Here is a 21,116-nt window from a genome sequence, read left to right on the forward strand (position 1 = left end):
TGAGGACGGTCATGGGGTTGTTGAGCCGGTGGCGTGATCGGCGCGCGCGCAGGGGTGTACCCCCACTGGGGATCGATTCACCCGGTCTGTCGGTGGTGGTCGAGGCGTTCGACGCGGCGGAGGCGGACTCGGCGGCGCTGGCCCGCTCGCCGCGGTGGCGGCCCGAGGAGCCCGCCGTGCTGCGGCACCACCTCGAACTGCCGCCTGACCAGGTCGAACGGGCCCGGGAGCTGCTCGCGCCGGACGGGTGGGAGCTGCGCCACGACGGTCGCTGGCACGCGATGCGGGTCCAGCGGCTCGACGCGCTGCACTGCGCGCAGGAGCGGGCCAGGATGGCGGGCCTGGCGCAGCGGCTGGGCGGCGACTGGATCGGGTGGGACGCACTTCAGGTCACGCACGGTTAGCCGGATAGCATCTGGGCACCTGGCAAGCCGACCCGCCGGAGGACGCGCAGATGAGCACGCAGACGACCAGGATCCTGGTGTTCAGCCACCGCCCCGAGGTGCGTGAGACGATCATCACTGCGGTGGGTCGCCGTCCCGCGCCGGACCTGGGCCGCGTCGAGTACGTCGAGGTCGGGACGGTCGCCGACGTCCTCTACGAGATGGACAACGGCGGCGTCGACCTGGCCATCCTCGACGGCGAGGCGCAGCCGACCGGTGGCATGGGCCTGTCCCGGCAGCTCAAGAACGAGATCACCGACTGCCCCCCGATCGTGGTCGCGGTGCGCCGCAAGGACGACCGGTGGCTGGCGACCTGGTCGCAGGCGGACGCGGTGCTGGTGCACCCGCTCGACCCGCTGGCCGCCGCCGAGACCGTGGCCGAGGTGCTGCGCTCGACGGCGCTGCCCGTGGTGCGGGGCTGAGGTCGCCGTGGAGCGCACCTGGCCGTTACTGCTGAACCAGCTGGTCGACCGGGTCGACCTGTCCCAGGACGACACGGCCTGGGCGATGGACCAGGTGATGTCCGGTGCGGCCACCCCCGCGCAGATCGCCGCGTTCGTGGTGGCGCTGCGGGCCAAGGGCGAGACGCCCGAGGAGGTCGACGGCATCGCGACGATGATGCTGCGGCACGCCCGCCGGTTCACCGTGGACGTGCGCGCGGCCGACATCGTCGGCACGGGCGGCGACAGCTCCGGCTCGGTGAACATCTCCACCATGGCCGCGATCGTCACGGCCTCCGCCGGCGTGCCGGTGGTCAAGCACGGCAACCGGGCGGCCTCGTCCAAGTGCGGCACGGCGGACGTGCTGGAGGCGCTGGGCGTGGCCATCGACCTCCCGCCGCTGGGCGTGCAGCAGACCGTCGAGGAGCTGGGCATCGGGTTCTGCTTCGCCCCGGTGTTCCACCCGGGGTTCCGGCACGCGGGCGCGCCGCGCCGGGAGATCGGCATCCCCACCTCGTTCAACGTGCTCGGGCCGCTGACCAACCCGGCGCAGCCGAAGGTCGGCCTGGTGGGCTGCGCCCGGGTGGCGCTCGCGCCGCTGGTCGCGGGCGTGTTCGCCCGGCGGGGCAACACCACGCTGGTCGTGCGCGGTGACGACGGCATGGACGAGATCACCACGACCACCACGACGTCGGTGTGGGTGGCCGACGGCGGCGAGGTGCGCGCGGACCGGATCGACCCGTCGGCGCTGGGCGTCGCCCCGGCGCTGGCCGACGACCTCAGGGGCGGCGACGCCGCGGTGAACGCCGAGGTCGTGCGCGAGCTGGTGGCCGGCAAGCCGGGCCCGGTGCGGGACGCGGTGCTGCTGAACGCGGCGGGCGCGATGGCGGCCCACGCGGGGTTGTCGGGCGACCTGCACGCGGACCTGGCGAGCGCGATGGGCCGGGCGGCGGAGGCGGTCGACTCGGGCGCGGCGGCGGAGCTGCTGCGGCGCTGGGCGGCGCGGTCGTCGGAGCTGAAGGCGGCCCTGGCGGACGCCTGAGCCCGCCCGGTGGCGATCGCGGCGGCCCGGCCGGACCGGCGGACCCGGGTCGCCCTCCGGCCAGGCCACAGGTCCACCTGGGCACGGTCATGCGCCCCTCCGGCAAGCACGGGACCGGAGCGTGGGCGCGCAGCGGTTCGGCGATGGGCGAAACGGCCGTCGCCGACGGGTCGCGAGTGGAGTCGCCGGTGGCGTCGGCCGCCTGCGCGCCGGACCCATCGGGTGACGTGTCGAGACGACGGCCACCTTTTCACCGCCGCGCAACCGGCACGGGTCATGCTGTCCACATGCTCTACACGGTGATGAAACGAGTCGTGGCGCCCACGGCGCGGCTGGTCTACCGGCCGACGGTCGAGGGGCTGGAGAACGTGCCCGCCGACGGTCCGGTGATCCTCGCGCCGAACCACCTGTCCTTCATCGACAGCATCGTCATCCCGATGGTGGTGCCGCGCCGCGTCTCGTTCCTCGCCAAGGCGGAGTACTTCGAGGGCACGGGTGTCAAGGGCACCCTGTCCCGGTACTTCTTCGGCTCGCTGGGCCACGTGCCCGTGCGCCGGGGGCTCGGCCGGGCCGCCAGGGCGTCGCTGGACACCGCCAAGGAGATCCTGGACGCGGGTGGCGCGTTCGCCATCTACCCCGAGGGCACGCGCTCGCTGGACGGCCGGCTGCACCGCGGGCGCACCGGCGTGGCGCGGATGGCGCTGGAGTCCGGCGCGCCGGTCGTCCCGGTCGGACTGGTCGGCACCGACGAGGTGCAGCCGGTGGACCGCAGGCTGCCGCGCGTGCGGCCCATCACCGTCCGGTTCGGCGAGCCGCTGAGGTTCGACCGCTACGCGGGCCTGCACGAGTCGCTGCCGGTGCTGCGCTCGGTCACCGACGAGATCGTGTACCGCATCCTGGAGCTGTCGGGGCAGGAGTACGTGGACAGCTACCAGAACTCGGCCACTGCGGCCTGAACAACGCGAAAGGGGGCCACCCCGGTGGGTGACCCCCTCGCACGCAGTCGCGCTCAGTCGTGGCTCGGACCCGTGTGGTACTCGAACACCAGGCCGCCCACCGCGATCAGGACCAGCACCACGGCGATCACCAGCAGCCAGACGTGCCAGAACGCCAGCGCCACGCCCGCCGTGGCGGCCGCCGCCGCCAGGCCGATCGGCCAGTAGCTGCCGGGGCTGAAGAAGCCCAGCTCACCGGCGCCGTCGCTGATCTCGGCGTCCGCGTTGTCCTCGGGCCGCACCTCGATCCGCCGGGCGACGAACCGGAAGTAGGTGCCCACGATCAGCGCCAACCCGCCGGTCAGCGCCAGCGCCACCACGCCGACGGGCTCGACGTGGTCGGTGGCCGCCCAGGTCCAGTAGCCGTAGACGACGGCCATCAGGAACGAGAACGCCATCACCAGGTCAAAAATGCGCGCTTCGACCTTCATCGCAGCGTCCTCCTACTTCCCACCGTCGGACGCCTCGCGGACAGTCCGGTCGGTGTCGAAGGGCTTGGTCGTCACGGCCTGCGGCGCGCACAGCTCGCCGCAGTTCATCTCGGTCAGCGCCTCGGCGGCCGTGTACGGCTGCCCGGTGGCGGAGTTGGTCTGCGTCCGCAGGTCCATGTAGCGGTCGAAGTCGGCCGGCGGCAGCGCCCTGACCTCGAAGTTCATCACCGCGTGGTAGACGCCGCACAGCTCGGCGCAGCGACCGACGAACGACCCGGTGCGGTCGATCCGGTCGATCTGGAACGAGTTGTCCTGGTTGTTCTTCTCCGGCTCGGGGAAGACGTCGCGCTTGAAGTGGAACTCCGGCACGAAGAACGAGTGGATGACGTCGGTCGAGCGCAGGTTGAAGCGGATCGACTTGCCCTGCGGCACCACCAGCAGCGGGATCTCGCCGGACGAGCCGACCGTGCTGACCGGCAGGTTGCCGCTCTCGGTCTTGTGCTGGGGGTACTGGAACTCCCAGTTCCACTGGAACGCGATCACGTCGACCGTGACGTCCGGGTTCTCGGACTTGTCCGTGACGTAGTTCTGCGTCACCGCGGTGAAGTAGAACAGCACCGCGACGATGATCGTCGGCACGACCAGCAGCACGAGTTCCAGCGGCAGGTTGTAGGCGACCTGGCGGGGCAGTTCCTCGCTCTTCTTGCGGTGGAACGCGACCGACCAGAGGATCAGGCCCCACACGATCACGCCGACCGCGAGAGCCGCGACGACCGACCAGGTCCACAGCTCGCGCATCGCCTCGGCCTGCGGCGTCACGGCCACCGGCCAACCGAAGCGCAGCACCTCTTCCGTGGAGCAACCCGTGGCCCCGACGCCGACCAGGCCGACCAGCCCGCCGACCTTCGCCAGCCGGGCTGCCCTGGTGCCCTCCTTCAGGCCCACTGCTCGCCGCCTCCTCAGTCGCCCTCAACGTCTCAACGCTCGCGGGCAAGGGCGTGGATTCGCCACCTGCCGGATCATGCGGGAGCGTAGCCCAGGAGTTGGCACGTCACCCGTCGGGGGCTGCCCCCGTGGAGTGCAGTTTCGGTCACACACCGGGCCCCCGGCATACTGGAGTCTTCTCCACACGACACGAAGGGTGTTAACGGCGTGTGCGGCCTGGTAGGACTGGTTTGCCCTGGCGAGAACGAGGCCGAGCGGGCGCGCTCGGCGGTGGCGGGGGCACTGCGCTGCATGCGCCACCGCGGCCCCGACGAGAGCGGCACCTGGCAGGGCGGTGAGGTCGTCTTCGGCTTCAACCGCCTGTCCATCATCGACATCGAGCACTCCCACCAGCCCCTGCACTGGGGTCCGCCCGACCAGCAGGGTCGCTACGCGATCCTGTTCAACGGCGAGATCTACAACTACGTGGAGCTGCGGGCGGAGCTGACGAAGCAGTTCGGCGCGGTGTTCGCCACCGACGGCGACACCGAGACCATCGTGGCGGCCTACCACTACTGGGGTCCGGCGGCGGTGGGCCGGCTGCGCGGCATGTTCTCGTTCCTGATCTGGGACAAGGCGCGCCGGGTGGTGTTCGGCGCGCGCGACCCGTTCGGCATCAAGCCGCTGTACTACGCGGCGGGCCCCGGCGGCGTGGCGTTCTCGAGCGAGAAGAAGTCGGTGCTGGAGCTGGCGCCGACCATCGGCATCACCCCGACGGTCGACCGCAAGGCGCTCCAGCACTACTTGATCCTGCAGTACGTGCCGGAGCCGGAATCGCTCCAGAACCACGTGCACCGGATCGAGTCGGGCACGTCGTTCACGCTCAAGCCGGGCGGCACGCCGGTCGTCGAGCGGTACTTCCCGGCCACGTTCCGGCCGCGCACCGTGCGCGGCGAGGCGGACGAGAACCGGCTCTACGACGAGATCACCGAGGCGCTGCGCGACTCGGTGGCCAAGCACATGCGCGCGGACGTGACGGTCGGCTCGTTCCTGTCCGGCGGCATCGACTCGACCGTGGTCGCGGCGCTGGCCAAGGAGCACAACCCGGACCTGATCACGTTCACCACCGGGTTCGAGCGGCAGGGCTACTCCGAGATCGACGTGGCCGCCGAGTCGGCCGCCGCGATCGGGGTCAAGCACGTCGTGCGGGCGGTAACGGCGCAGGAGATGATGGACGCCCTGCCCCTCATCACGTGGTACCTGGACGACCCGGTGGCCGACCCGGCGCTGGTGCCGCTGTGGTTCATCGCCCGCGAGGCGCGCGAGCACGTGAAGGTGGTGCTGTCGGGCGAGGGCGCGGACGAGCTGTTCGGCGGCTACACGATCTACCGCGAGCCGCTGTCGCTGGCGCCGTTCGAGAAGGTGCCGGGCGCGCTGCGCAAGGCCATGGGCAAGGTGTCCACGAAGATCCCGCAGGGCGTGCGCGGCAAGGACCTGCTGCGGCGGGGCGCGCTCACCCTGGAGGAGCGCTACTACGGCAACGCCCGGATCTTCATGGACGACCAGCTGCGGCAGGTGCTGCGCACGTACGACCCGAACGTGTCGCACAAGGACGTGACCGCCCAGCCGTACCGCGAGTCGGAGGGCTGGGACCCGGTGACGCGGATGCAGCACGTGGACCTGTTCACGTGGCTGCGCGGCGACATCCTGGTCAAGGCCGACAAGATGACGATGGCGAACTCGCTGGAGCTGCGGGTGCCGTTCCTGGACCCGGAGGTGTTCCGGATCGCCTCGCAGGTGCCGTCGGAGCTGAAGCTGACCCGGGAGACGACGAAGCACGCGCTGCGCCGGGCGATCCGCGACATCGTGCCCGCGCACGTGCTGAACCGCCGCAAGCTGGGCTTCCCGGTGCCGATCCGGCACTGGCTGAAGGACGAGATGCACGACTGGGCGGTGGACCACGTGCGCCAGTCGCAGACCGACCAGTACCTGGACAAGGGCGCGGTGCTGCGGGTCATCGAGGAGCACCGGTCGGGCGTGGCGGACAACAGCCGCCGCATCTGGGCGCTGCTGGTGTTCATGATCTGGCACGGGATCTTCGTGGAGGGCCGGATCCGCCCGGTCGTCCCCGAGCCGCACTACCCCGTCAAGCTCTAGCCCGTTCCGCGAGGGCCCCCGGTGCGCGTTCGCGCCGGGGGCCCTCGCGCGTGGTCCTCAGCAGGCCCGCGGCTCGGGCGGGCGCTTGTCCTCCAGGATGCGGGTCACGTCGGCGACCAGCCTGGTCAGGTGCTCCTTGCTGCGGGTGAGCTGGTCGATGCGGGCGTCGACGGAGGCCAGCTCCTCGTTCAGCAGGCGCAGCAGCGGCACGCACCCCGCCTCGTCGTCGGGCAGCTGGACGTCCTGGTCGAACGCGTGCGCGAGCACCAGCCTGGCCAGGCGCACGTTCAGGCCGGAGGCGATGAGGCAGCGGACGCTGCGGACGCGCTCCACGTCGGACTCGTCGTAGACCCGGTAGCGGGAGTCCGTGCGCTGCGGCGTCAGCAGCCCCTGCTGGTCGTAGTAGCGCAGCATGCGCACGGTGGCGCCGGTCCGCTCCGCGAGTTCGCCGATCAGCACTATTCCCACTCCCGTCGAGAAGAGCCGATGATCACGCAACCTTGACCCTGACGTCAGTGTCACACTTTAGCGTCGTCGCCGTGATCGCCTTCATCCTGATGCTCAGCGCATTCGCCGTGGGGACGTCAGAGTTCATCATCGTCGGCGTGCTGCCCGAGGTCGCCGCCGACCTCGGGGTGGACGTGCCGACCGCGGGGCTCCTGGTGACCGCGTACGCCGTCTCGGTGGCCGTCGGCGGCCCGGTGCTCACCGCGTTCACCGGGCGCATCGCGCGCCGCAAGCTCCTGATCGCCGTCATGGCGCTGGCCCTGGTGGCCTCCGCGGGCAGCGCCCTGGCCCACGACTACGCCCTGCTCATGACCGCGCGCATGGTGGCCGCCCTCGCCCAGGGCCTGTTCTTCGCGGTGGCGTCCCAGGTGGCCATCGCCGCCGCGCCGCCGGAGAAGCAGACGGCCGCCATCGCCAAGGTCGTCAACGGCGTGGCGCTGTCGACCATCCTGGGCATCCCGCTGGGCACGCTGATCGGCCAGAACTACGGCTGGCGGGCGTCGTTCGCGCTGGTCGCGGCCCTGACCGCGATCGGGCTGGCCGGAGTCGCACTGGGCACGCCGAAGGTCGCGCACGAGCCCGACCCCGGGGTGCGGGCCGGCCTGTTCGCGTTCGGCAGGTCCACCGTGCTGCTGGGGCTGGCCACGACGGTCCTGTCGTTCACCGGCCTGATCACCGCCTTCACCTACGTGGCGCCCGCGTTGCGCGAGGTGAGCGGCTTCGAGCCGGGCTGGGTGACCGGCGTGCTGCTGGTGTACGGCCTGGGGACGCTGGTCGGCAGCACGCTGGCGGGGCGCGTGCCGCCCGACCGGATCGCCCGGGTGCTGCCGGTGCCGCTCGTGGTGCTCGCCGCGGCGCTGCTCGCGCAGGGCTTCCTGCTGGGCAGCAAGGCGGGGGCCGTGGTCGGCCTGTTCGCGCTGGGCGCGAGCGCGTTCACGGCGGGTCCGCTGGTCCACACCTACCTGATGGGCCAGGCGGGTTCGGCGTCCGGCCTGGTCGCCTCCGTGAACATCTCCGCCTTCAACGTGGCCGCGGCGCTGGGACCGCTGCTGGGCGGGGCGGTGCTGACCGGTGGGCTGGGCCTGCGGTGGGTCGGGACCGTCGGCGGCCTGTCGACCGTCCTCGGCGTGGGGGTGGCCCTGGCGGTCGGCCGGGCGACCGCCCGCTCGACGGCGGCGGCGGGCCCGCGGCCCCTGGCCGCGCACGTGTGAGATGGCCCTACCGGGCGGTGCTACCGCCCGGTAGGGCTTTTGTCAAGCACTCGGCGCGAATACGGTCGGCGGGATGAGGAACACCGAGGCGGACACGTTGGCCGAGCTGATCGAGGACTGCACCGAGGTGCCGGGTGAACTGCGCGGCGAGGGCAGGGCCTTCCCGGACCCGCACGCCGCCGCGGAGCCCTGGCGGGTGGACGACGCCGCCTACGCCCAGGTCGCGGACCTCGACGCCTACGTCTGAGGGTCGGGGACCTGCTCGAAGTCGACCATCACCACCGCGCCGCGGCGCACGGGGGTGCCCGCCGCCGGCTCCTGGGCGGTGACGACCCAGGTCCCGGGCCAGGTGAGGGCGCCCAGCGGCGGCCCGTCGATGTCGCGGGACGTCACCACGACGCCCGCCTCCTGCCCGAGCGCGCGGGCGTCGGGCACCGTCAGACCCACCAGGAGCGGCACAGCGGTGTGCGTCATGGTCCCAGCTTCCCCGCAAGAACCCGAAGGGCCCTCGCCACGCGGCGAGGGCCCTTCGGTAGTACTGCGGTCCCAGCGGTCGATCAGTGGAACGAGTCGCCGCAGGCGCACGAGCCGCCCGCGTTCGGGTTGTCGATGGTGAAACCCTGCTTCTCGATCGTGTCGACGAAGTCGATCACCGCGCCCTCGACGTACGGGGCGCTCATGCGGTCCACGGCCACCTTCAGGCCGCCGAAGTCGCGCAGCGCGTCGCCGTCGAGCGTGCGCTCGTCGAAGAACAGCTGGTAACGCAGCCCCGCGCAACCACCGGGCTGGACGGCGATGCGCAGGTGCATGTCGTCGCGCCCCTCCTGGTCCAGCAGCGCCTTCGCCTTCACGGCGGCCGCGTCGGTCAGCGTCACGCCGTGGGTGGGCGGGGCGTCAGGAGTCGAGGTGCTTGCGTCCTGAGCGGTCGTCATGGCTCTCCCTCAGAGGTCCTTTGCGGGCATCTATTCCGGGCAACACGGGAAGCACCCGCTTTGTTCCTACTCCCCATGGTCGCACAGACGTCACCCCCGATGGTGTGACCACTGCCTCGCGACGTGCTCGGCGAGGTCGGCCAGCGTGCCCGCCGGGTCGGCGAGGCTGCGCGCCACCGAGCCGGCGTGCTCGGCCACCGCGTGCGCCTCCTGCACGCCGGCCGCCGCCGCCTCCCGCCGACCCACCGCGACCTGGCCGGCGAGCACCACGCAGGGCAGACCGCGCTCGGCCGCGCCGCCCGCGACGGCGGTCACCAGCTTCCCGCGCAGCGACTGCCAGTCGAAGCTCCCCTCGCCGGTCACGGCCAGGTCGGCGCGGTCGAGCGCCTCGTCCAGCCGGGTCAGCGAGCGGACCAGCCCCGCACCGGACTCCACGGTCGCGCCGAGCGCCATCAGCGCGGCTCCCAGGCCCCCGGCCGCGCCCGCGCCCGGCCGGTCGCGGACGTCGGCCAGCTCCTCCATCGCGGCCAGCCGCGCCTCCAGTCGGATCACCGCTTCAGGTGACGCGCCCTTCTGCGGCCCGAACGTCCGCGCGGCGCCGTGCGGGCCCAGCAGGGGGTTCTCGACGTCGGCCGCGGCGACCAGCCGGGCCGTCGTCGGCCGCACGGTCTCCCGCAGCCCGGCGCCGCCGTCCGTCGTGCCGGAACCGCCCAGCCCGACCACGACGGTGTGCACGCCCGCGTCGACGGCGGCGTTGACCAGCTCGCCCACGCCCCTGGTGGTGGCCGTCTCGGCGGCCCGCGGCCGTTCGTCCACGGGCACGAGGTGCAGGCCGCACGCCTGGGCGGACTCGACGTAGGCCCACCCGTCGTGCTCCAGCCAGCGGGCCCCGGTCGGCGTGCCCAGCGGTCCCGTGACGGTCGTCACGTGCAGCGTGCCGCCCAGCGCGGCGTGCAGGACGTCCACGAACCCCGGTCCGCCGTCGGCCAGCGGGCGCAGCAGCAGCTCGTCGTCGGGGGCGGTGCGGCCCCACCCCTCGGCCACGGCCTCGGCGGCCTCCCGCGCGGTCAGCGTTCCGCCGAAGCAGTCCGGCGCAATAACAACTCGCACCTCGCGAACAGTACTTATCCGGGCATCTCCTACTCTGGTGCGGTGAAGTTCCTGCGCCGCAACGCCGACGAAGCCGACGAGACCACCACCGCCGAGCACGCTCCCGCGGAGGTGACCCCGGCAGACCCGTCGCGCACGCCCGGCAAGGGCAGGCCCACGCCGAAGCGGCGCGAGGCCGAGGGCAAGCGGCGCGGTCCCGTCCCGCCGCCTCCCCGCACGCAGCGGGAGGCGTTGAAGCGGGCGCGCGGCAACAAGGTGTCCAAGGAGGAGCGCCGCGCCGCGGCGACCGAGCGCCGCCAGCGGATGATGGCGGGCGAGGACAAGTACCTGCTGCCCCGCGACCGCGGCCCGGTGAAGGCGTACATCCGCGACGTGGTCGACTCCCGGCGCAACCTCATGGGCCTGTTCATGCCGCTGGCCATCCTGGTGTTCGTGGCGCTGCTCGTGCCGATGCCCGCGATCCAGCAGTACGCGACCCTGCTGACCACGTTCATGCTGCTGGCGATGATCGTGGAGGGCTTCGTGCTCGGCCGCCTGGTGACCCGGCGGGTGCGGCTGAAGTTCCCGAACGACACCACGCGCGGCCTGTCGATCGGCTGGTACTCGTTCATCCGCGCCAGCCAGCTCCGCAGGCTGCGCGTGCCCAAGCCGCGGGTGAGCCCCGGCGACAAGGTCTGACGGCTACCGGTAGGGCAGCAGCAGCGCCTCCCAGCGCCCGACCAGCTCGGTCACGTGCCCGGCGGCGTCCCCGGACAGCCCGGCGCGGTCGAGCCCGGTGATCCGGGCGCCCGTCCGGCGCAGCGCCTGGCCCGCCTTCAGCGGCGTGTCGACCGACCCGGTGACGGTCAACGCCGCCAGGTCGTCGCGCAGCCCGGCCACCGCGGGCACCGCGGCCTCCCAGGTGGCCAGCCACGCCAGCAGGTCCCGCACCTCCGCCCGGAAGTCGTCGAGCCGCCCCACCACGCGCTTGGTGTCGATCGGCCGGTCGCGCACCGGGGTCGGCTCGTCCGGGACGGCGTCCTCGGTCTCGCCGGGGTGCTGGAGCGGCTGGAGGTCGGCCTGGCCGTAGGGGTTCGGCCGCACCGAGACGACGTAGTGCGCCAGGCCCGCGCCGTAGAAGAGCACCTCGGTCTCGCCCCGGGAGCGGTGACCGGCGATGCCCATCGTGCGCACCGCCTCGACGTCGTCGGGGTGGATGAAGCTCCCCTTCGGCAGCAGGAACGACGAGATCACCTCGGCGTGCCCGTCGGCGCCCCCGTAGATCAGCGACGTGGCCACCACGTCGGCGTTGTGCAGGAAGGCGGCCTCGCTCAGGGCCAGCGAGACCATGTCGGAGGCGTCGGAGTTCTCGCTCATGTGCCGACCGGCGGCGAGCAGCGTCTTGCGCGGCCAGTGCCCGCCGTCGCGGTGGTACGCCCAGGTCGAGGTGGTGCCGCTCTTGGGCGCGAGGTGGGTCGGGTCGCTGAACCGGACGGCGGGGGCGAAGTGCTCCCCCGCGAGCTGCACGAGCAGGTCGTCGTCGGCCCCGGCCACGGTGGCCGCCCGTCCGCGCAGCTCGGCGAAGTTCGCGGTCGGGTGCTCCGCCAGCCACCCCGTCAGCTCGACGTGCGCGGGCGTGCCGGAGTGGTCGCGCGCGGGCCGGACACCGCGCGTGCGGCGGTAGCGCGCCGAGCCGTCGGGGTGCTCGGCGACCAGCTCGTAGGTGTAGCCGTCGTAGCCGAAGCCCGGTGCCGCGGGACGCGTCTCGCCCGCGCCGAACACCAGTTCCTCGTCGACCACCACCCGCACCCGGTGCTCGTCGGTCACGCTCCGCACCGCGACGATCTTCACTGAGCCCTCCAAGGCGGTCCCGGGCCCCCGTCGGTGCCCACGGTGACATCGGACCGGGCGGCGCGGCGAGGGATACCGCCGCCGGCCACCACCACCTGATCGGCCCAACGGCGGACCGCACCGTTGCGGGGTCCGCCACCCGCGCGGAGTTCATTAGCTACCCGAACGATCCGGTACTAGGCTTGCCGCATGGAGTTCCGACGCCTCGGCCGCAGTGGCCTGAACATCAGCGAGATCTCGTACGGCAACTGGCTCACCCACGGTTCCCAGGTCGAGGAGGACCAGGCGACGGCCTGCGTCCGGGCCGCGCTCGACGCGGGCATCACCACGTTCGACACCGCCGACGTCTACGCCAACACCAAGGCCGAGTCGGTGCTGGGCCGGGCGCTGGCGGGTCAGCGCCGCGAGTCGCTGGAGATCTTCACGAAGGTCTTCTGGCCCACCGGTCCCGGCGGCCCCAACGACAAGGGCCTCGGCCGCAAGCACATCATGGAGTCGATCAACGGCTCGCTCAAGCGCCTGCAGACCGACTACGTCGACCTCTACCAGGCCCACCGGTACGACAAGTCCGTGCCGCTGGAGGAGACGATGCTCGCCTTCGCCGACCTCGTGCGGCAGGGCAAGGTGCTCTACATCGGCGTCTCGGAGTGGAACGCCGACCAGATCGCCCGCGGCGCGGCGCTGGCGCGCGAGCTGAACGTGCCGTTCATCTCGAACCAGCCGCAGTACTCGATGCTGTGGCGCGTCATCGAGTCGCAGGTCGTCCCCACCTCCGAGCGCGAGGGCATCAGCCAGATCGTGTGGTCGCCCATCGCCCAGGGCGTGCTGACCGGCAAGTACCAGCCGGGTCAGCCCGTGCCGGAGGGTTCGCGGGCCACCGACGAGGCGGGCTCGAAGTTCATCCAGCGCTTCCTGCGCGACGAGGTGCTGACGAAGGTCCAGCAGCTCAAGCCGCTGGCCGAGGAGGCCGGCCTGACGCTGGCCCAGCTCGCCGTCGCGTGGGTCCTGCAGAACCCGAACGTGGCCAGCGCGATCATCGGCGCGTCCCGCCCGGAGCAGGTGCACGAGAACGTCAAGGCCGCCGGCGTGAAGCTGGAGGCGGAGCTGCTGGAGAAGATCGATCAGGTGCTGGAAGGCGTCGTGGAGACCGACCCCCGGTTCACCGTCACGCCCTGACGCGGACCCGGTGCGGGCGGGGTACCCGTCGCGGTGCCCCGCCCGTCAGTCGGCGTCGATCTGGTAGACGAGCTGGTAGCGCTCGCTGCTCAGGGTGATGAAGTTGACCTCGACCGCGCGGTCGCCCGCGAAGGCGACCCGGACCACCTGGATCACCGGGAAGCCGAACGGGACCTGCAGCAGCTCCGCCTCCCGCGGCCGGGGCGATCGCGCCGACACCACCTCGGTGAAGTGCGTCAGCCCGAAGCCCATCTCCTCCAGCCGCGCGTAGGTCCCGCCCGGTCCGGTGTCGGCCTCTTCGAGCCGTGTGCCACCGGCGATCTCGGCGGGCAGGTACGACACGGCCAACTGCACCACTTCGCCGTCGGCGCGCATCACCCGATCGCGCACGACCACCTCGGGGTCCCGGGCGGGGTCCAGCTCGAGGTAGGAGCGGACCTCTTCACGCGCCCGCTCCCGCCCGACCTTCACCGTGACGGCGGGTGTCCACCTCCCGGCCGCGGCGTCGGACAGGAACGTCCCGCGCCCCTCGGTGCGCTCGGCCTTGCTCAGCCGGTTGCGGGCGAGCCGGACGATCGGCTTCCGCTCCGACACGAACCACCCCTTGCCGACCGCGCTCAACACCAGCCCCTCCGCCCGCAGCTGGTCGATCGCGTTCTGGACGGTCTGCCGGGCCACCCCGAAGCGGCTCATCAGCTCGCTTCCGGAGGGCAGTCGCTCGCCGGGCCCGTAGACGCCCCGGTCGATCTCACGCCGGAGTTCCTCGGCGATCTCCACCCACGGCTTCATCCGCACCATCACTCCATCGTAGAACCTATCTAGACACCTCTGCGCCCACTGTGTACGTTCAGCGCCATCGACCTATCTAGATAGCAAGACCGGTCGGTCTGATCATGTGGGCACGTGAGGATGGAAGAGGTTGTCACGAATGGTGATGCAGTCGCCCGACGCGGTCGAGCAGACGTCGTACGTCAGGGTCACGGAAGGGGTGCGGTTGACCGAGTCCGTCACCGCCGACGGTGACTACGAGATCAGCTTCGGCACGGCGGCGACCCTGGCGCTGACGCCCGGGGCGGCCGAGGAGCTGTACCGGGTGCTCGGCACGCGGATCGCGGAACTGCGGCGGCTCGCGGCCTGACCGACGTGACGCGCCCCCGCCCCGGCTACTCGGCCGGGGCCAGGGACATCGGGCCGTAGACCTCCGACTCGCTGCGCAGCAACGTCACCTGCGCGACGCCCGCCTCCCGCAGCTCGACCCACGCCCCGCCGAACCAGTCCTCGGCCGCGGTCTGGTCGGGGAAGGTCACGGCCGGGCCGTCGACCTCCTGCCCCTGCTCGTCCTGGTACCGCCACCGGTACTCCACGACGACCTCCTCGCACCGCTCCGGACGGGTAACGTTCCCGGTCAGGCTATGTCCTCTCGGAACGGTTGGGGTGCGGTGTGACGCGTCGGACACTGGTGTTGGGCGGGGCGCGTTCGGGCAAGTCCGCGCACGCCGAGGGCCTGCTCGCCGAGGACGTCGTCACCTACGTCGCCACCGCGCGCCGCTACCCCGACGACGCCGACTGGGAACTGCGCATCGCCCGGCACGTCGCCCGCCGCCCCACCACCTGGACCACGGTCGAGGCACCCGCGCCCGGCGACCTGATCGCCCTGCTCACGGCCACCAGCGAGGTCGACCCGCCGATCCTGGTCGACGACATCGCCACCTGGCTCAACGGCGTGCTGGACGACGCCGGGGCGTGGGAGGGCCACGGCATCGTCCAGGTGGAGGAGGAGTGCGCCGCGCTGGTCCGAGCGGTCGCCGGCACGCGCGCCCGGTTGGTCCTGGTCTCTGCGGAGGTCGGGCTGGGCGTCGTGCCCGGCACCCACTCTGGCAGGCTCTTCCGCGATCACCTCGGCTCGCTCAACGCGCGGCTGGCCGAGGTCTGCGACGAGGTGCTGCTGGTCGTCGCCGGAATCCCACTGCGACTGCGCGAACCCGGAGGTAGTCGGTGACCATCGAGTTCCCGTCCGTCGAGCCGCCGAGCGAGCACGTGCGCACCGAGGCGCTGGCCCGGCACGCCGTGCTCACCAAGCCCGTGGGCTCGCTGGGCAGGCTGGAGGAGCTCGGCGCGTGGGTGGCGGCCTGCCAGGGCGAGTGCCCGCCCCGGCCGTTCACCCGGCCCCGCGTGGTGGTCTTCGCGGGCGACCACGGCGTGGCCAAGCACGGCGTCTCGGCCTACCCGCCCGAGGTGACGGGCCAGATGGTCGCGAACTTCCTGGCCGGCGGCGCGGCCGTCAACGTCCTGGCGAACGTGTCCGGCGCGACGGTCCGCGTGGTGGACCTCTCGGTCGACTCCGACACCGCCGTGGGCGACCTGAAGGTCCGCCGGGGCTCGGGCTCCATCGACCGCGAGGACGCCCTCACCCGCGAAGAGGCCGAACGGGCCGTCGAAACGGGCCGCAAGCTCGTGGACGACGAGGTCGACGGCGGCGCGGACCTGCTCATCGCGGGCGACATGGGCATCGGCAACACCACCCCCGCCGCCGTCCTGATCGCGGCCCTCACCGGCTCCGAGCCGGTCGCCGTGGTCGGCCGCGGGACGGGCGTGGACGACCAGGGCTGGATGCGCAAGACCGCCGCCATCCGCGACGCCCTCCGCCGCGCCCGCCCGGTCATCAACGACCCGGTCGCGCTGCTGGCCACGGCGTCGGGCGCGGACCTCGCCGCCATGGCCGGCTTCCTGGCCCAGGCCGCGGTCCGCAAGACCCCCGTCATCCTCGACGGCGTGGTGGTCGGCGCGGCCGCCGTCGTCGCCGAGGAACTGGCACCCGGCGCCCGGGACTGGTGGGTCGCGGGCCACCGCTCCGCCGAGCCGGCGCACACCCTGGCCCTGGGCCACCTGAGCCTGGAACCGCTGCTGGAGTTCGGCATGCGCCTGGGCGAGGGCTCCGGCGCGGTGGCCGCGCTCCCGCTGGTGGTGATGGCGACGCGCATCCTGGCCGAGATGGCGACCTTCGACAGCGCGGGCGTCTCCGGACCGGCCTGATGCGCCTGGCGCTGTCCTGGCTGACCGTCCTGCCCCTCCGCGTCGGCTCGGCAGAAGTCGACGCCAGGGCGGCCGGGAGGGCCATCGCCTTCGCCCCGTTCGTCGGCCTCCTGCTCGGAGCAGCCGCCGCCGCCCTGCTCCGACTGCCGCTGCCCGACCTGCTCAAGGGCTTCCTGGTCGTCGGCTTCCTCGCCCTGGCCACCCGGGGGATGCACCTGGACGGCCTCGCCGACACCGCCGACGGGCTGGGCTGCTACGGCCCGCCGGAACGCGCCCTGGCCGTCATGAAGGACGGCGGAGCCGGCCCCTTCGCCGTCGTGGCGCTGATCGTCGTGCTGGGCGCGGAAGCCGCCGCCCTGCCGGCGGTCGACTGGCGGACCGTCCTCCTGGCCCTGACCACCGGCCGGGCCGCGTTCGTCCTCTGCTGCCTGAGGGGTGTCCCCGCCGCCCGCCCGGAGGGCCTGGGAGCCCTCGTTGCCGGCACCCAACCACTGTGGACGGCCGTCGCCTGGTGGGCGGCCCTCACCGGGGCCGCCTTCTTCGTCCACCCCTGGCTGGGACCGGCGAGCACCGTCGCCGCCGCCGCCCTGGTCCTCCTGCTGATCCGCCACACGACGAAGCGGTTCGGCGGGATCACCGGCGACGTCCTGGGCGCGGCCTGCGAGACGGCGACCCTCGCCGTCCTGGCCGTCAACGCGCTGTGACCGGCCAGTCCGGCTCGACGCGACCCCGAGCCGGACCCGTCCTGGCCGAACCCGACCCGACGATCAGTCGAGCCGCGTCATCCAGCCGTGCGAATCCTCGACCAACCCCTGCTGGATGCCGGTCAGGTGGTTGCGCAACCTCATCGTCACGTCCCCGGTCCGCCCACCCGAGATCGAGAACTCGCCTTCGGCGTGCTTCACGTGCCCGACCGGCGTGATGACCGCCGCCGTGCCGCAGGCGAACACCTCGGTCAGCTCACCGGACTCCGCCTTCTTCTCCCACTCCTCGGTGGAGATCCGCCGCTCCTCGACCCCGTACCCGAAGTCGGCGGCCAACCGCAGCAGCGAGTCGCGGGTGATCCCGGGCAGCAGCGCACCGGACAGCTCCGGCGTCACGACCCGCGCGTCGTCACCCGAGCCGAGGACGAAGAACAGGTTCATCCCGCCCATCTCCTCGACCCACCGCCGCTCCACGGCGTCCAGCCAGACGACCTGGTCGCAGCCCTGCTCGGCGGCCTGCGCCTGCGCCACCAGCGACGCCGCGTAGTTGCCGGCGAACTTGGCCGCGCCCGTGCCGCCCGGCGCGGCCCGCACGTACTCGGTCGACAGCCACACCGTCACCGGCCGCAACCCGCCCGCGAAGTACGACCCGGCGGGCGAGGCGATGAGCACGTACAGGTACTCCTTCGCCGGCCGCACGCCCAGCCCCTTCTCGGTCGAGATGAGGTAGGGCCGCAGGTACAGCGACTCCTCGGGGATCGACGGCACCCAGCGCTCGTCGACCGCCAGCAGCTCCCGGATCGAACCGAGGAACAGCTCGTCGGGCAGTTCGGGCATCGCCATCCGGCGGGCCGACGCGCGGAAGCGCTCGGCGTTCGCCTCGGGGCGGAAGGACGCGATCGAACCGTCGGGCCGGCGGTAAGCCTTGAGCCCTTCGAAGATCGCCTGGCCGTAGTGCAGCACCATGGCCGCCGGGTCCAGCTCCAGCGAGTGGTAGGGCTCGACGACGGCGTCGTGCCAGCCCTGCTCCTGGTTCCAGCGGATCGTCACCATGTGGTCGGTGAAGTGCTGCCCGAAGCCCGGCTTGGCGAGTACCTCCGCAACGCGCTCCGGGGTCGCCGGCTGCGGGTTGGGGGTCCGGGTGAAAGGCAACGCGGTCGTCATGGCAGCACGATAGCCGCCGGTGGGACGTCAGAAAATCGCCGTCCCGACGCTCGGACATCCGACCATCCGAACGGGGGCCGCGGCGCTCACCGCACGCCCGCCCCCCGGCGGGTCCGGACGCGACCCAGCGCGAGCAACCCGGTACCGACCGCGAGCCCCGCCCCGGTGATCACCAACGCCGACGCGGGCGCGCTCATCGCGAGCAGCACCGACACCCCGAGCCCCAGGCACGCCGTCCGCATGGGCCACGTGCGGTCCTCCTGCAACAGCACCCGCGCCGAGGCGTTCGTGAAGCCGTAGTAGAACGCCGTGCCGCACGCGCCGACCGCCAACGCCGTCGACGGCGGCAGCACCACCACCGCGCCGACCGCCAGCGCCGCGCCGACGACCTCCAGCGGCCACGCCGCCCGGATCGCCGGCAGGTCACCCGTCTCCGTCATCCCGACGAGCGTCCGCCGCGCCGACGCCAGCACGAAGAACAGCGACGACACCGCCGCCACGGCCGCGCCGACCGCCAGCACCGGCAGCAGCCACCGCCCGTCGGCCACGACCAGCGCGTCCCGCAGCGGCGCGGGCGACAGGGCCAGCCGCGCCGCCCCGAGCTGCCGCAGCACGCCCGCGCCCACCGCGGTGGTGACCAGCAGCACCACGCCGACCACCACGGGCACCGCGAAGTGCAGCACCCGCGCCGGGAACACCGGGTCACCGGCTCGCGGCGCGGTGACCCGCTCGAAGCCGACGAACGCCGCGAACATCAGCAGCGCCGCGCCCATGAGCCCGTCGAACCCGGGCTCCTCCCCCACCACCGGGGGGTTCTCCGGCGGTGCCACGGAGAAGCACACCAGCGCCACCAGCACGAGCACCGCGAGCACCACGACCACCGCGGCCACGCTGAGCCCGACGCTCCACCGCACCCCGGCCGCGCCCAGCGCCGCCGTCACCGCGATCAACCCGACCGCGGCGAGCACCCGGTGCTCCGGGACGACGTACGCACCGAACACCCCGGCCAGCGCGGCGGCCATGCCCGCCCTGCCGACCAGGTGGGCGCTCGCGCCGATGCGCGCGGGCCACGGCCCGAGCTGGTTGCGGATGTAGGCGTACCCGCCGGGGGCGTCGGGGTAGGCGCGGTGCTGGTCCGCGGTCGAGAACGCGCTGCACAGCGCGGCCACCGCGGCCAAGACCAGACCGGGGAGGAACCAGGGGCCCGCCAGGGCGGCGGCGGGGGCGAAGCCGGCGAAGACACCGGCCCCCAGCGTCGCGCCGAGTGCGAGCGCCACGGCCCCGGCACGGGGCGTGATTGTCACCGGTACACAGTCCCAGATCAACCGAGTGACCGCTAACGCCCGCCCAGTCGACGGCCATTCGTGTTAATTGTTACTCATTGCTATCGAAGGTGCGACGGGCATGGGTGTGAACGAGACCTTTAGCATTCGTCACGATCCACCCCCATCCCGCCGCACGACCAGGAAGCGCCGGGAGGACCCCGTCAAGGAGCCGCAGTGACCGCGCCGAAACTGGCCATCACCGACAGTGACCCGAGCAGCACCACCGCCGACGCCGTGGTGGTGGGCACACTCCAGGGACCGGACGGCCTGGCCCTCGCCGCCGGGTCCGAGGCCGTGAACGCCGCGTTCGACGGCGCGCTGCTGGACGTGCTCGACGCCGTCGGCGCGAGCGGCAAGGCCGACGAGGTGGTCACCGTGCCCTCGCTCGGCAAGCTCGCCGCCCGCGTCGTGGTCGCCGTCGGCCTGGGCAAGCCCGCCGCCGACGGCTCGGTCACCGAGGAGCAGGTGCGCCGCGCGTCCGGAGCCGCCGCCCGTGCCCTGTCCGGCCGCAAGCGGGCCGTCACCACGCTGTCCGCGCTGCACCTCGGCCCGGCCGCCGAGGGCACCCTGATGGGTGCCTACGCGTTCACCGCCTACAAGTCGAACAAGGGCGACGGCCCGGTCGCGCGCGTCGACCTCGTCGCGCCCGCCGAGGGCAACGTCCGGGCGCACCGGGCGACGCTGAAGGCGTCCACCGCGATCGCCGAGGCCGTCACCGCGACCCGCGACCTCGTGAACACCCCGCCGAACGACCTGTTCCCGGCCTCGTTCGCCGAGCGCGCCGCCGCACTGGCCAAGGCCGAGGGCCTGGAGGTCGAGGTGCTGGACGAGAAGGCGCTGCGCAAGCAGGGCTTCGGCGGCATCCTCGGCGTCGGCGGCGGCTCCAGCCGGCCCCCGCGCCTGGTGCGCATCACCTACCGCGGCCCGAAGGCGGGCAAGAAGGTCGCGCTGGTGGGCAAGGGCATCACCTTCGACACCGGCGGCATCTCCATCAAGCCGGCCGCGGGCATGGACGAGATGACCTCGGACATGGGCGGCGCGGCGGCCGTGATCGCCACCGTCGTGCTGGCCGCGAAGCTGAAGTTCCCGCTGGAGGTCACCGCGTGGGCCCCGATGGCGGAGAACATGCCCTCGGGCACCGCCTACCGGCCCGGCGACGTGCTCACCATGTACGGCGGCAAGACCGTCGAGGTGCTCAACACCGACGCCGAGGGCAGGCTGATCCTGTCCGATGCGATCGTGCGCGCCTGCGAGGACGCCCCCGACTACATGATCGAGACGTCCACGCTGACCGGCGCGCAGGTCGTGGCGCTGGGCAAGCGGACCGCCGGCGTCATGGGCACCGAGGACTTCCGCGACCGGGTGGCCTCGCTCGGGCGCGCGGTGGGCGAGCAGGCGTGGGCCATGCCGCTGCCGGACGAGCTGCGCGGCGACCTGGACTCGAAGGTGGCCGACATCGCGAACGTGGCCGGGCACCGGTTCGGCGGGATGCTCGCCGCGGGCGTGTTCCTGCGCGAGTTCGTGGCCGAGGGCGTGGCCTGGGCGCACATCGACGTGGCCGGGCCGTCGTTCCACACCGGCGGGCCGTACGGGTACACGACCAAGGGCGGCACCGGCGTCCCGGTGCGCACCCTGGCGGCGGTGCTCGCGGACATCGCGGCGAAGGGCTGACCCCGGGCGGACCGACCGGGG

The 21,116-nt window shown here is 72.8% G+C and carries 25 protein-coding genes; 14 read left to right on the forward strand and 11 right to left on the reverse strand.

Annotated elements, in window-relative coordinates; genetic code table 11:
• Window positions 1–11: 11 nt before the first annotated feature.
• From ACIGNX_RS03775 to ACIGNX_RS03790, 4 genes are all read left to right on the forward strand, one after another.
• Window positions 12–404, forward strand: coding sequence for a hypothetical protein (locus ACIGNX_RS03775; RefSeq protein WP_396535988.1), 393 nt, complete (start codon window positions 12–14; stop codon window positions 402–404).
• A 50-nt stretch (window positions 405–454) separates the two neighbouring features.
• Entirely contained in the window at window positions 455–865 is a 411-nt protein-coding gene (locus ACIGNX_RS03780) for a hypothetical protein (RefSeq protein ID WP_396535990.1), read from the forward strand.
• A gap of 7 nt (window positions 866–872) precedes the next feature.
• Window positions 873–1,925 (forward strand): anthranilate phosphoribosyltransferase, encoded by a 1,053-nt coding sequence (gene trpD / locus ACIGNX_RS03785; protein ID WP_396535992.1) that lies wholly within the window; start codon window positions 873–875, stop codon window positions 1,923–1,925.
• Window positions 1,926–2,212: 287 nt separating this feature from the next.
• Window positions 2,213–2,881, forward strand: coding sequence for a lysophospholipid acyltransferase family protein (locus tag ACIGNX_RS03790; RefSeq protein WP_396535994.1), 669 nt, complete (start codon window positions 2,213–2,215; stop codon window positions 2,879–2,881).
• Between the two features lie 53 nt (window positions 2,882–2,934).
• On the opposite strand, the gene ACIGNX_RS03795 is transcribed toward ACIGNX_RS03790, so the two are convergent.
• Together ACIGNX_RS03795 and coxB are read right to left on the reverse strand one after the other, a co-directional pair.
• Window positions 2,935–3,351 carry a cytochrome c oxidase subunit 4 gene (locus ACIGNX_RS03795; RefSeq protein WP_396535996.1) on the reverse strand — a complete coding sequence of 139 codons (417 nt, stop codon included), beginning with the start codon at window positions 3,349–3,351 and terminating at the stop codon, window positions 2,935–2,937.
• A 12-nt stretch (window positions 3,352–3,363) separates the two neighbouring features.
• Entirely contained in the window at window positions 3,364–4,296 is a 933-nt protein-coding gene (gene coxB, locus ACIGNX_RS03800; RefSeq protein ID WP_396535998.1) for a cytochrome c oxidase subunit II, read from the reverse strand.
• Window positions 4,297–4,503: 207 nt separating this feature from the next.
• Between coxB and asnB the strand changes: the two genes are divergently transcribed.
• Entirely contained in the window at window positions 4,504–6,432 is a 1,929-nt protein-coding gene (gene asnB, locus ACIGNX_RS03805; protein WP_396536000.1) for an asparagine synthase (glutamine-hydrolyzing), read from the forward strand.
• Between the two features lie 57 nt (window positions 6,433–6,489).
• Here asnB and ACIGNX_RS03810 read toward each other — a convergent pair whose 3' ends face one another.
• Window positions 6,490–6,891 (reverse strand): MerR family transcriptional regulator, encoded by a 402-nt coding sequence (locus ACIGNX_RS03810; protein ID WP_396536002.1) that lies wholly within the window; start codon window positions 6,889–6,891, stop codon window positions 6,490–6,492.
• A gap of 80 nt (window positions 6,892–6,971) precedes the next feature.
• On the opposite strand from ACIGNX_RS03810, the gene ACIGNX_RS03815 reads away from it, so the two are divergent.
• Entirely contained in the window at window positions 6,972–8,150 is a 1,179-nt protein-coding gene (locus ACIGNX_RS03815) for an MFS transporter (RefSeq protein WP_396536004.1), read from the forward strand.
• A 73-nt stretch (window positions 8,151–8,223) separates the two neighbouring features.
• Window positions 8,224–8,397, forward strand: coding sequence for a hypothetical protein (locus ACIGNX_RS03820; protein ID WP_396536006.1), 174 nt, complete (start codon window positions 8,224–8,226; stop codon window positions 8,395–8,397).
• Here ACIGNX_RS03820 and ACIGNX_RS03825 read toward each other — a convergent pair.
• The 3 genes from ACIGNX_RS03825 to ACIGNX_RS03835 all read right to left on the reverse strand — a co-directional run bounded on the left by ACIGNX_RS03825 (window position 8,388) and on the right by ACIGNX_RS03835 (window position 10,192).
• Window positions 8,388–8,624 (reverse strand): PASTA domain-containing protein, encoded by a 237-nt coding sequence (locus ACIGNX_RS03825; protein ID WP_396536008.1) that lies wholly within the window; start codon window positions 8,622–8,624, stop codon window positions 8,388–8,390. The two genes, ACIGNX_RS03820 and ACIGNX_RS03825, sit on opposite strands and share 10 nt — an antisense overlap.
• A gap of 83 nt (window positions 8,625–8,707) precedes the next feature.
• A complete protein-coding gene (locus ACIGNX_RS03830) occupies window positions 8,708–9,082 on the reverse strand; it encodes a HesB/IscA family protein (protein WP_396536010.1) in 375 nt (124 codons plus the stop codon).
• Between the two features lie 90 nt (window positions 9,083–9,172).
• Window positions 9,173–10,192, reverse strand: coding sequence for a glycerate kinase (locus tag ACIGNX_RS03835; protein ID WP_396536012.1), 1,020 nt, complete (start codon window positions 10,190–10,192; stop codon window positions 9,173–9,175).
• Window positions 10,193–10,234: 42 nt separating this feature from the next.
• Here ACIGNX_RS03835 and ACIGNX_RS03840 point away from each other — a divergent pair, with 42 nt between their 5' ends.
• The gene (locus ACIGNX_RS03840) at window positions 10,235–10,870 is read left to right on the forward strand and encodes a DUF3043 domain-containing protein (protein ID WP_396536014.1); all 636 of its coding nucleotides are present in this window, start codon (window positions 10,235–10,237) and stop codon (window positions 10,868–10,870) included.
• 3 nt (window positions 10,871–10,873) lie between these two features.
• Here ACIGNX_RS03840 and ACIGNX_RS03845 read toward each other — a convergent pair whose 3' ends face one another.
• The gene (locus ACIGNX_RS03845) at window positions 10,874–12,022 is read right to left on the reverse strand and encodes a hypothetical protein (protein ID WP_396536016.1); all 1,149 of its coding nucleotides are present in this window, start codon (window positions 12,020–12,022) and stop codon (window positions 10,874–10,876) included.
• Window positions 12,023–12,211: 189 nt separating this feature from the next.
• Here ACIGNX_RS03845 and ACIGNX_RS03850 point away from each other — a divergent pair, with 189 nt between their 5' ends.
• Entirely contained in the window at window positions 12,212–13,198 is a 987-nt protein-coding gene (locus ACIGNX_RS03850) for an aldo/keto reductase family protein (protein ID WP_396536018.1), read from the forward strand.
• A gap of 45 nt (window positions 13,199–13,243) precedes the next feature.
• On the opposite strand, the gene ACIGNX_RS03855 is transcribed toward ACIGNX_RS03850, so the two are convergent.
• The gene (locus ACIGNX_RS03855; RefSeq protein WP_396536020.1) at window positions 13,244–13,996 is read right to left on the reverse strand and encodes a GntR family transcriptional regulator; all 753 of its coding nucleotides are present in this window, start codon (window positions 13,994–13,996) and stop codon (window positions 13,244–13,246) included.
• A gap of 130 nt (window positions 13,997–14,126) precedes the next feature.
• On the opposite strand from ACIGNX_RS03855, the gene ACIGNX_RS03860 reads away from it, so the two are divergent.
• Window positions 14,127–14,336, forward strand: a complete 210-nt coding sequence (locus ACIGNX_RS03860; RefSeq protein ID WP_396536022.1) for a hypothetical protein — start codon at window positions 14,127–14,129, stop codon at window positions 14,334–14,336.
• Between the two features lie 25 nt (window positions 14,337–14,361).
• Here ACIGNX_RS03860 and ACIGNX_RS03865 read toward each other — a convergent pair whose 3' ends face one another.
• Complete coding sequence (locus ACIGNX_RS03865; protein ID WP_396536024.1) at window positions 14,362–14,562, reverse strand: hypothetical protein; 201 nt, start codon at window positions 14,560–14,562, stop codon at window positions 14,362–14,364.
• 77 nt (window positions 14,563–14,639) lie between these two features.
• Between ACIGNX_RS03865 and cobU the strand changes: the two genes are divergently transcribed.
• The 3 genes from cobU to ACIGNX_RS03880 are packed head-to-tail and all read left to right on the forward strand — an operon-like array spanning window position 14,640 to window position 16,935.
• Complete coding sequence (gene cobU / locus ACIGNX_RS03870) at window positions 14,640–15,197, forward strand: bifunctional adenosylcobinamide kinase/adenosylcobinamide-phosphate guanylyltransferase (RefSeq protein ID WP_396536026.1); 558 nt, start codon at window positions 14,640–14,642, stop codon at window positions 15,195–15,197.
• Window positions 15,194–16,231: a nicotinate-nucleotide--dimethylbenzimidazole phosphoribosyltransferase gene (gene cobT, locus ACIGNX_RS03875; RefSeq protein ID WP_396536028.1), complete on the forward strand. Its 1,038-nt coding sequence runs from the start codon at window positions 15,194–15,196 to the stop codon at window positions 16,229–16,231. The genes cobU and cobT overlap by 4 nt, the downstream gene beginning before the upstream one ends.
• Window positions 16,231–16,935: an adenosylcobinamide-GDP ribazoletransferase gene (locus tag ACIGNX_RS03880; RefSeq protein ID WP_396536029.1), complete on the forward strand. Its 705-nt coding sequence runs from the start codon at window positions 16,231–16,233 to the stop codon at window positions 16,933–16,935. The genes cobT and ACIGNX_RS03880 overlap by 1 nt, the downstream gene beginning before the upstream one ends.
• A gap of 63 nt (window positions 16,936–16,998) precedes the next feature.
• Here the strand turns inward: ACIGNX_RS03880 and ACIGNX_RS03885 are convergent, their stop codons facing one another.
• Entirely contained in the window at window positions 16,999–18,099 is a 1,101-nt protein-coding gene (locus ACIGNX_RS03885; protein WP_396536031.1) for a branched-chain amino acid aminotransferase, read from the reverse strand.
• Window positions 18,100–18,185: 86 nt separating this feature from the next.
• Window positions 18,186–19,403 (reverse strand): amino acid permease, encoded by a 1,218-nt coding sequence (locus ACIGNX_RS03890; protein WP_396536033.1) that lies wholly within the window; start codon window positions 19,401–19,403, stop codon window positions 18,186–18,188.
• A 195-nt stretch (window positions 19,404–19,598) separates the two neighbouring features.
• Between ACIGNX_RS03890 and ACIGNX_RS03895 the strand changes: the two genes are divergently transcribed.
• Complete coding sequence (locus tag ACIGNX_RS03895; protein ID WP_396536035.1) at window positions 19,599–21,095, forward strand: leucyl aminopeptidase; 1,497 nt, start codon at window positions 19,599–19,601, stop codon at window positions 21,093–21,095.
• Window positions 21,096–21,116 lie beyond the last annotated feature (21 nt).

The organism is Actinosynnema sp. NPDC053489 (assembly GCF_044544865.1).
Lineage (GTDB): Bacteria > Actinomycetota > Actinomycetes > Mycobacteriales > Pseudonocardiaceae > Actinosynnema.

Bases quoted from the DNA above. Each gene is read 5' to 3' on its own strand.
- ACIGNX_RS03795 (WP_396535996.1), bottom strand. From the start codon at position 3,351: ATGAAGGTCGAAGCGCGCATTTTTGACCTGGTGATGGCGTTCTCGTTC.
- ACIGNX_RS03855 (WP_396536020.1), bottom strand. From the start codon at position 13,996: ATGGTGCGGATGAAGCCGTGGGTGGAGATCGCCGAGGAACTCCGGCGT.
- ACIGNX_RS03850 (WP_396536018.1), top strand. From the start codon at position 12,212: ATGGAGTTCCGACGCCTCGGCCGCAGTGGCCTGAACATCAGCGAGATC.
- ACIGNX_RS03780 (WP_396535990.1), top strand. From the start codon at position 455: ATGAGCACGCAGACGACCAGGATCCTGGTGTTCAGCCACCGCCCCGAG.
- ACIGNX_RS03775 (WP_396535988.1), top strand. From the start codon at position 12: ATGGGGTTGTTGAGCCGGTGGCGTGATCGGCGCGCGCGCAGGGGTGTA.
- ACIGNX_RS03885 (WP_396536031.1), bottom strand. From the start codon at position 18,099: ATGACGACCGCGTTGCCTTTCACCCGGACCCCCAACCCGCAGCCGGCG.
- ACIGNX_RS03880 (WP_396536029.1), top strand. From the start codon at position 16,231: ATGCGCCTGGCGCTGTCCTGGCTGACCGTCCTGCCCCTCCGCGTCGGC.
- ACIGNX_RS03860 (WP_396536022.1), top strand. From the start codon at position 14,127: ATGGTGATGCAGTCGCCCGACGCGGTCGAGCAGACGTCGTACGTCAGG.
- ACIGNX_RS03790 (WP_396535994.1), top strand. From the start codon at position 2,213: ATGCTCTACACGGTGATGAAACGAGTCGTGGCGCCCACGGCGCGGCTG.
- ACIGNX_RS03830 (WP_396536010.1), bottom strand. From the start codon at position 9,082: ATGACGACCGCTCAGGACGCAAGCACCTCGACTCCTGACGCCCCGCCC.
- ACIGNX_RS03825 (WP_396536008.1), bottom strand. From the start codon at position 8,624: ATGACGCACACCGCTGTGCCGCTCCTGGTGGGTCTGACGGTGCCCGAC.
- ACIGNX_RS03820 (WP_396536006.1), top strand. From the start codon at position 8,224: ATGAGGAACACCGAGGCGGACACGTTGGCCGAGCTGATCGAGGACTGC.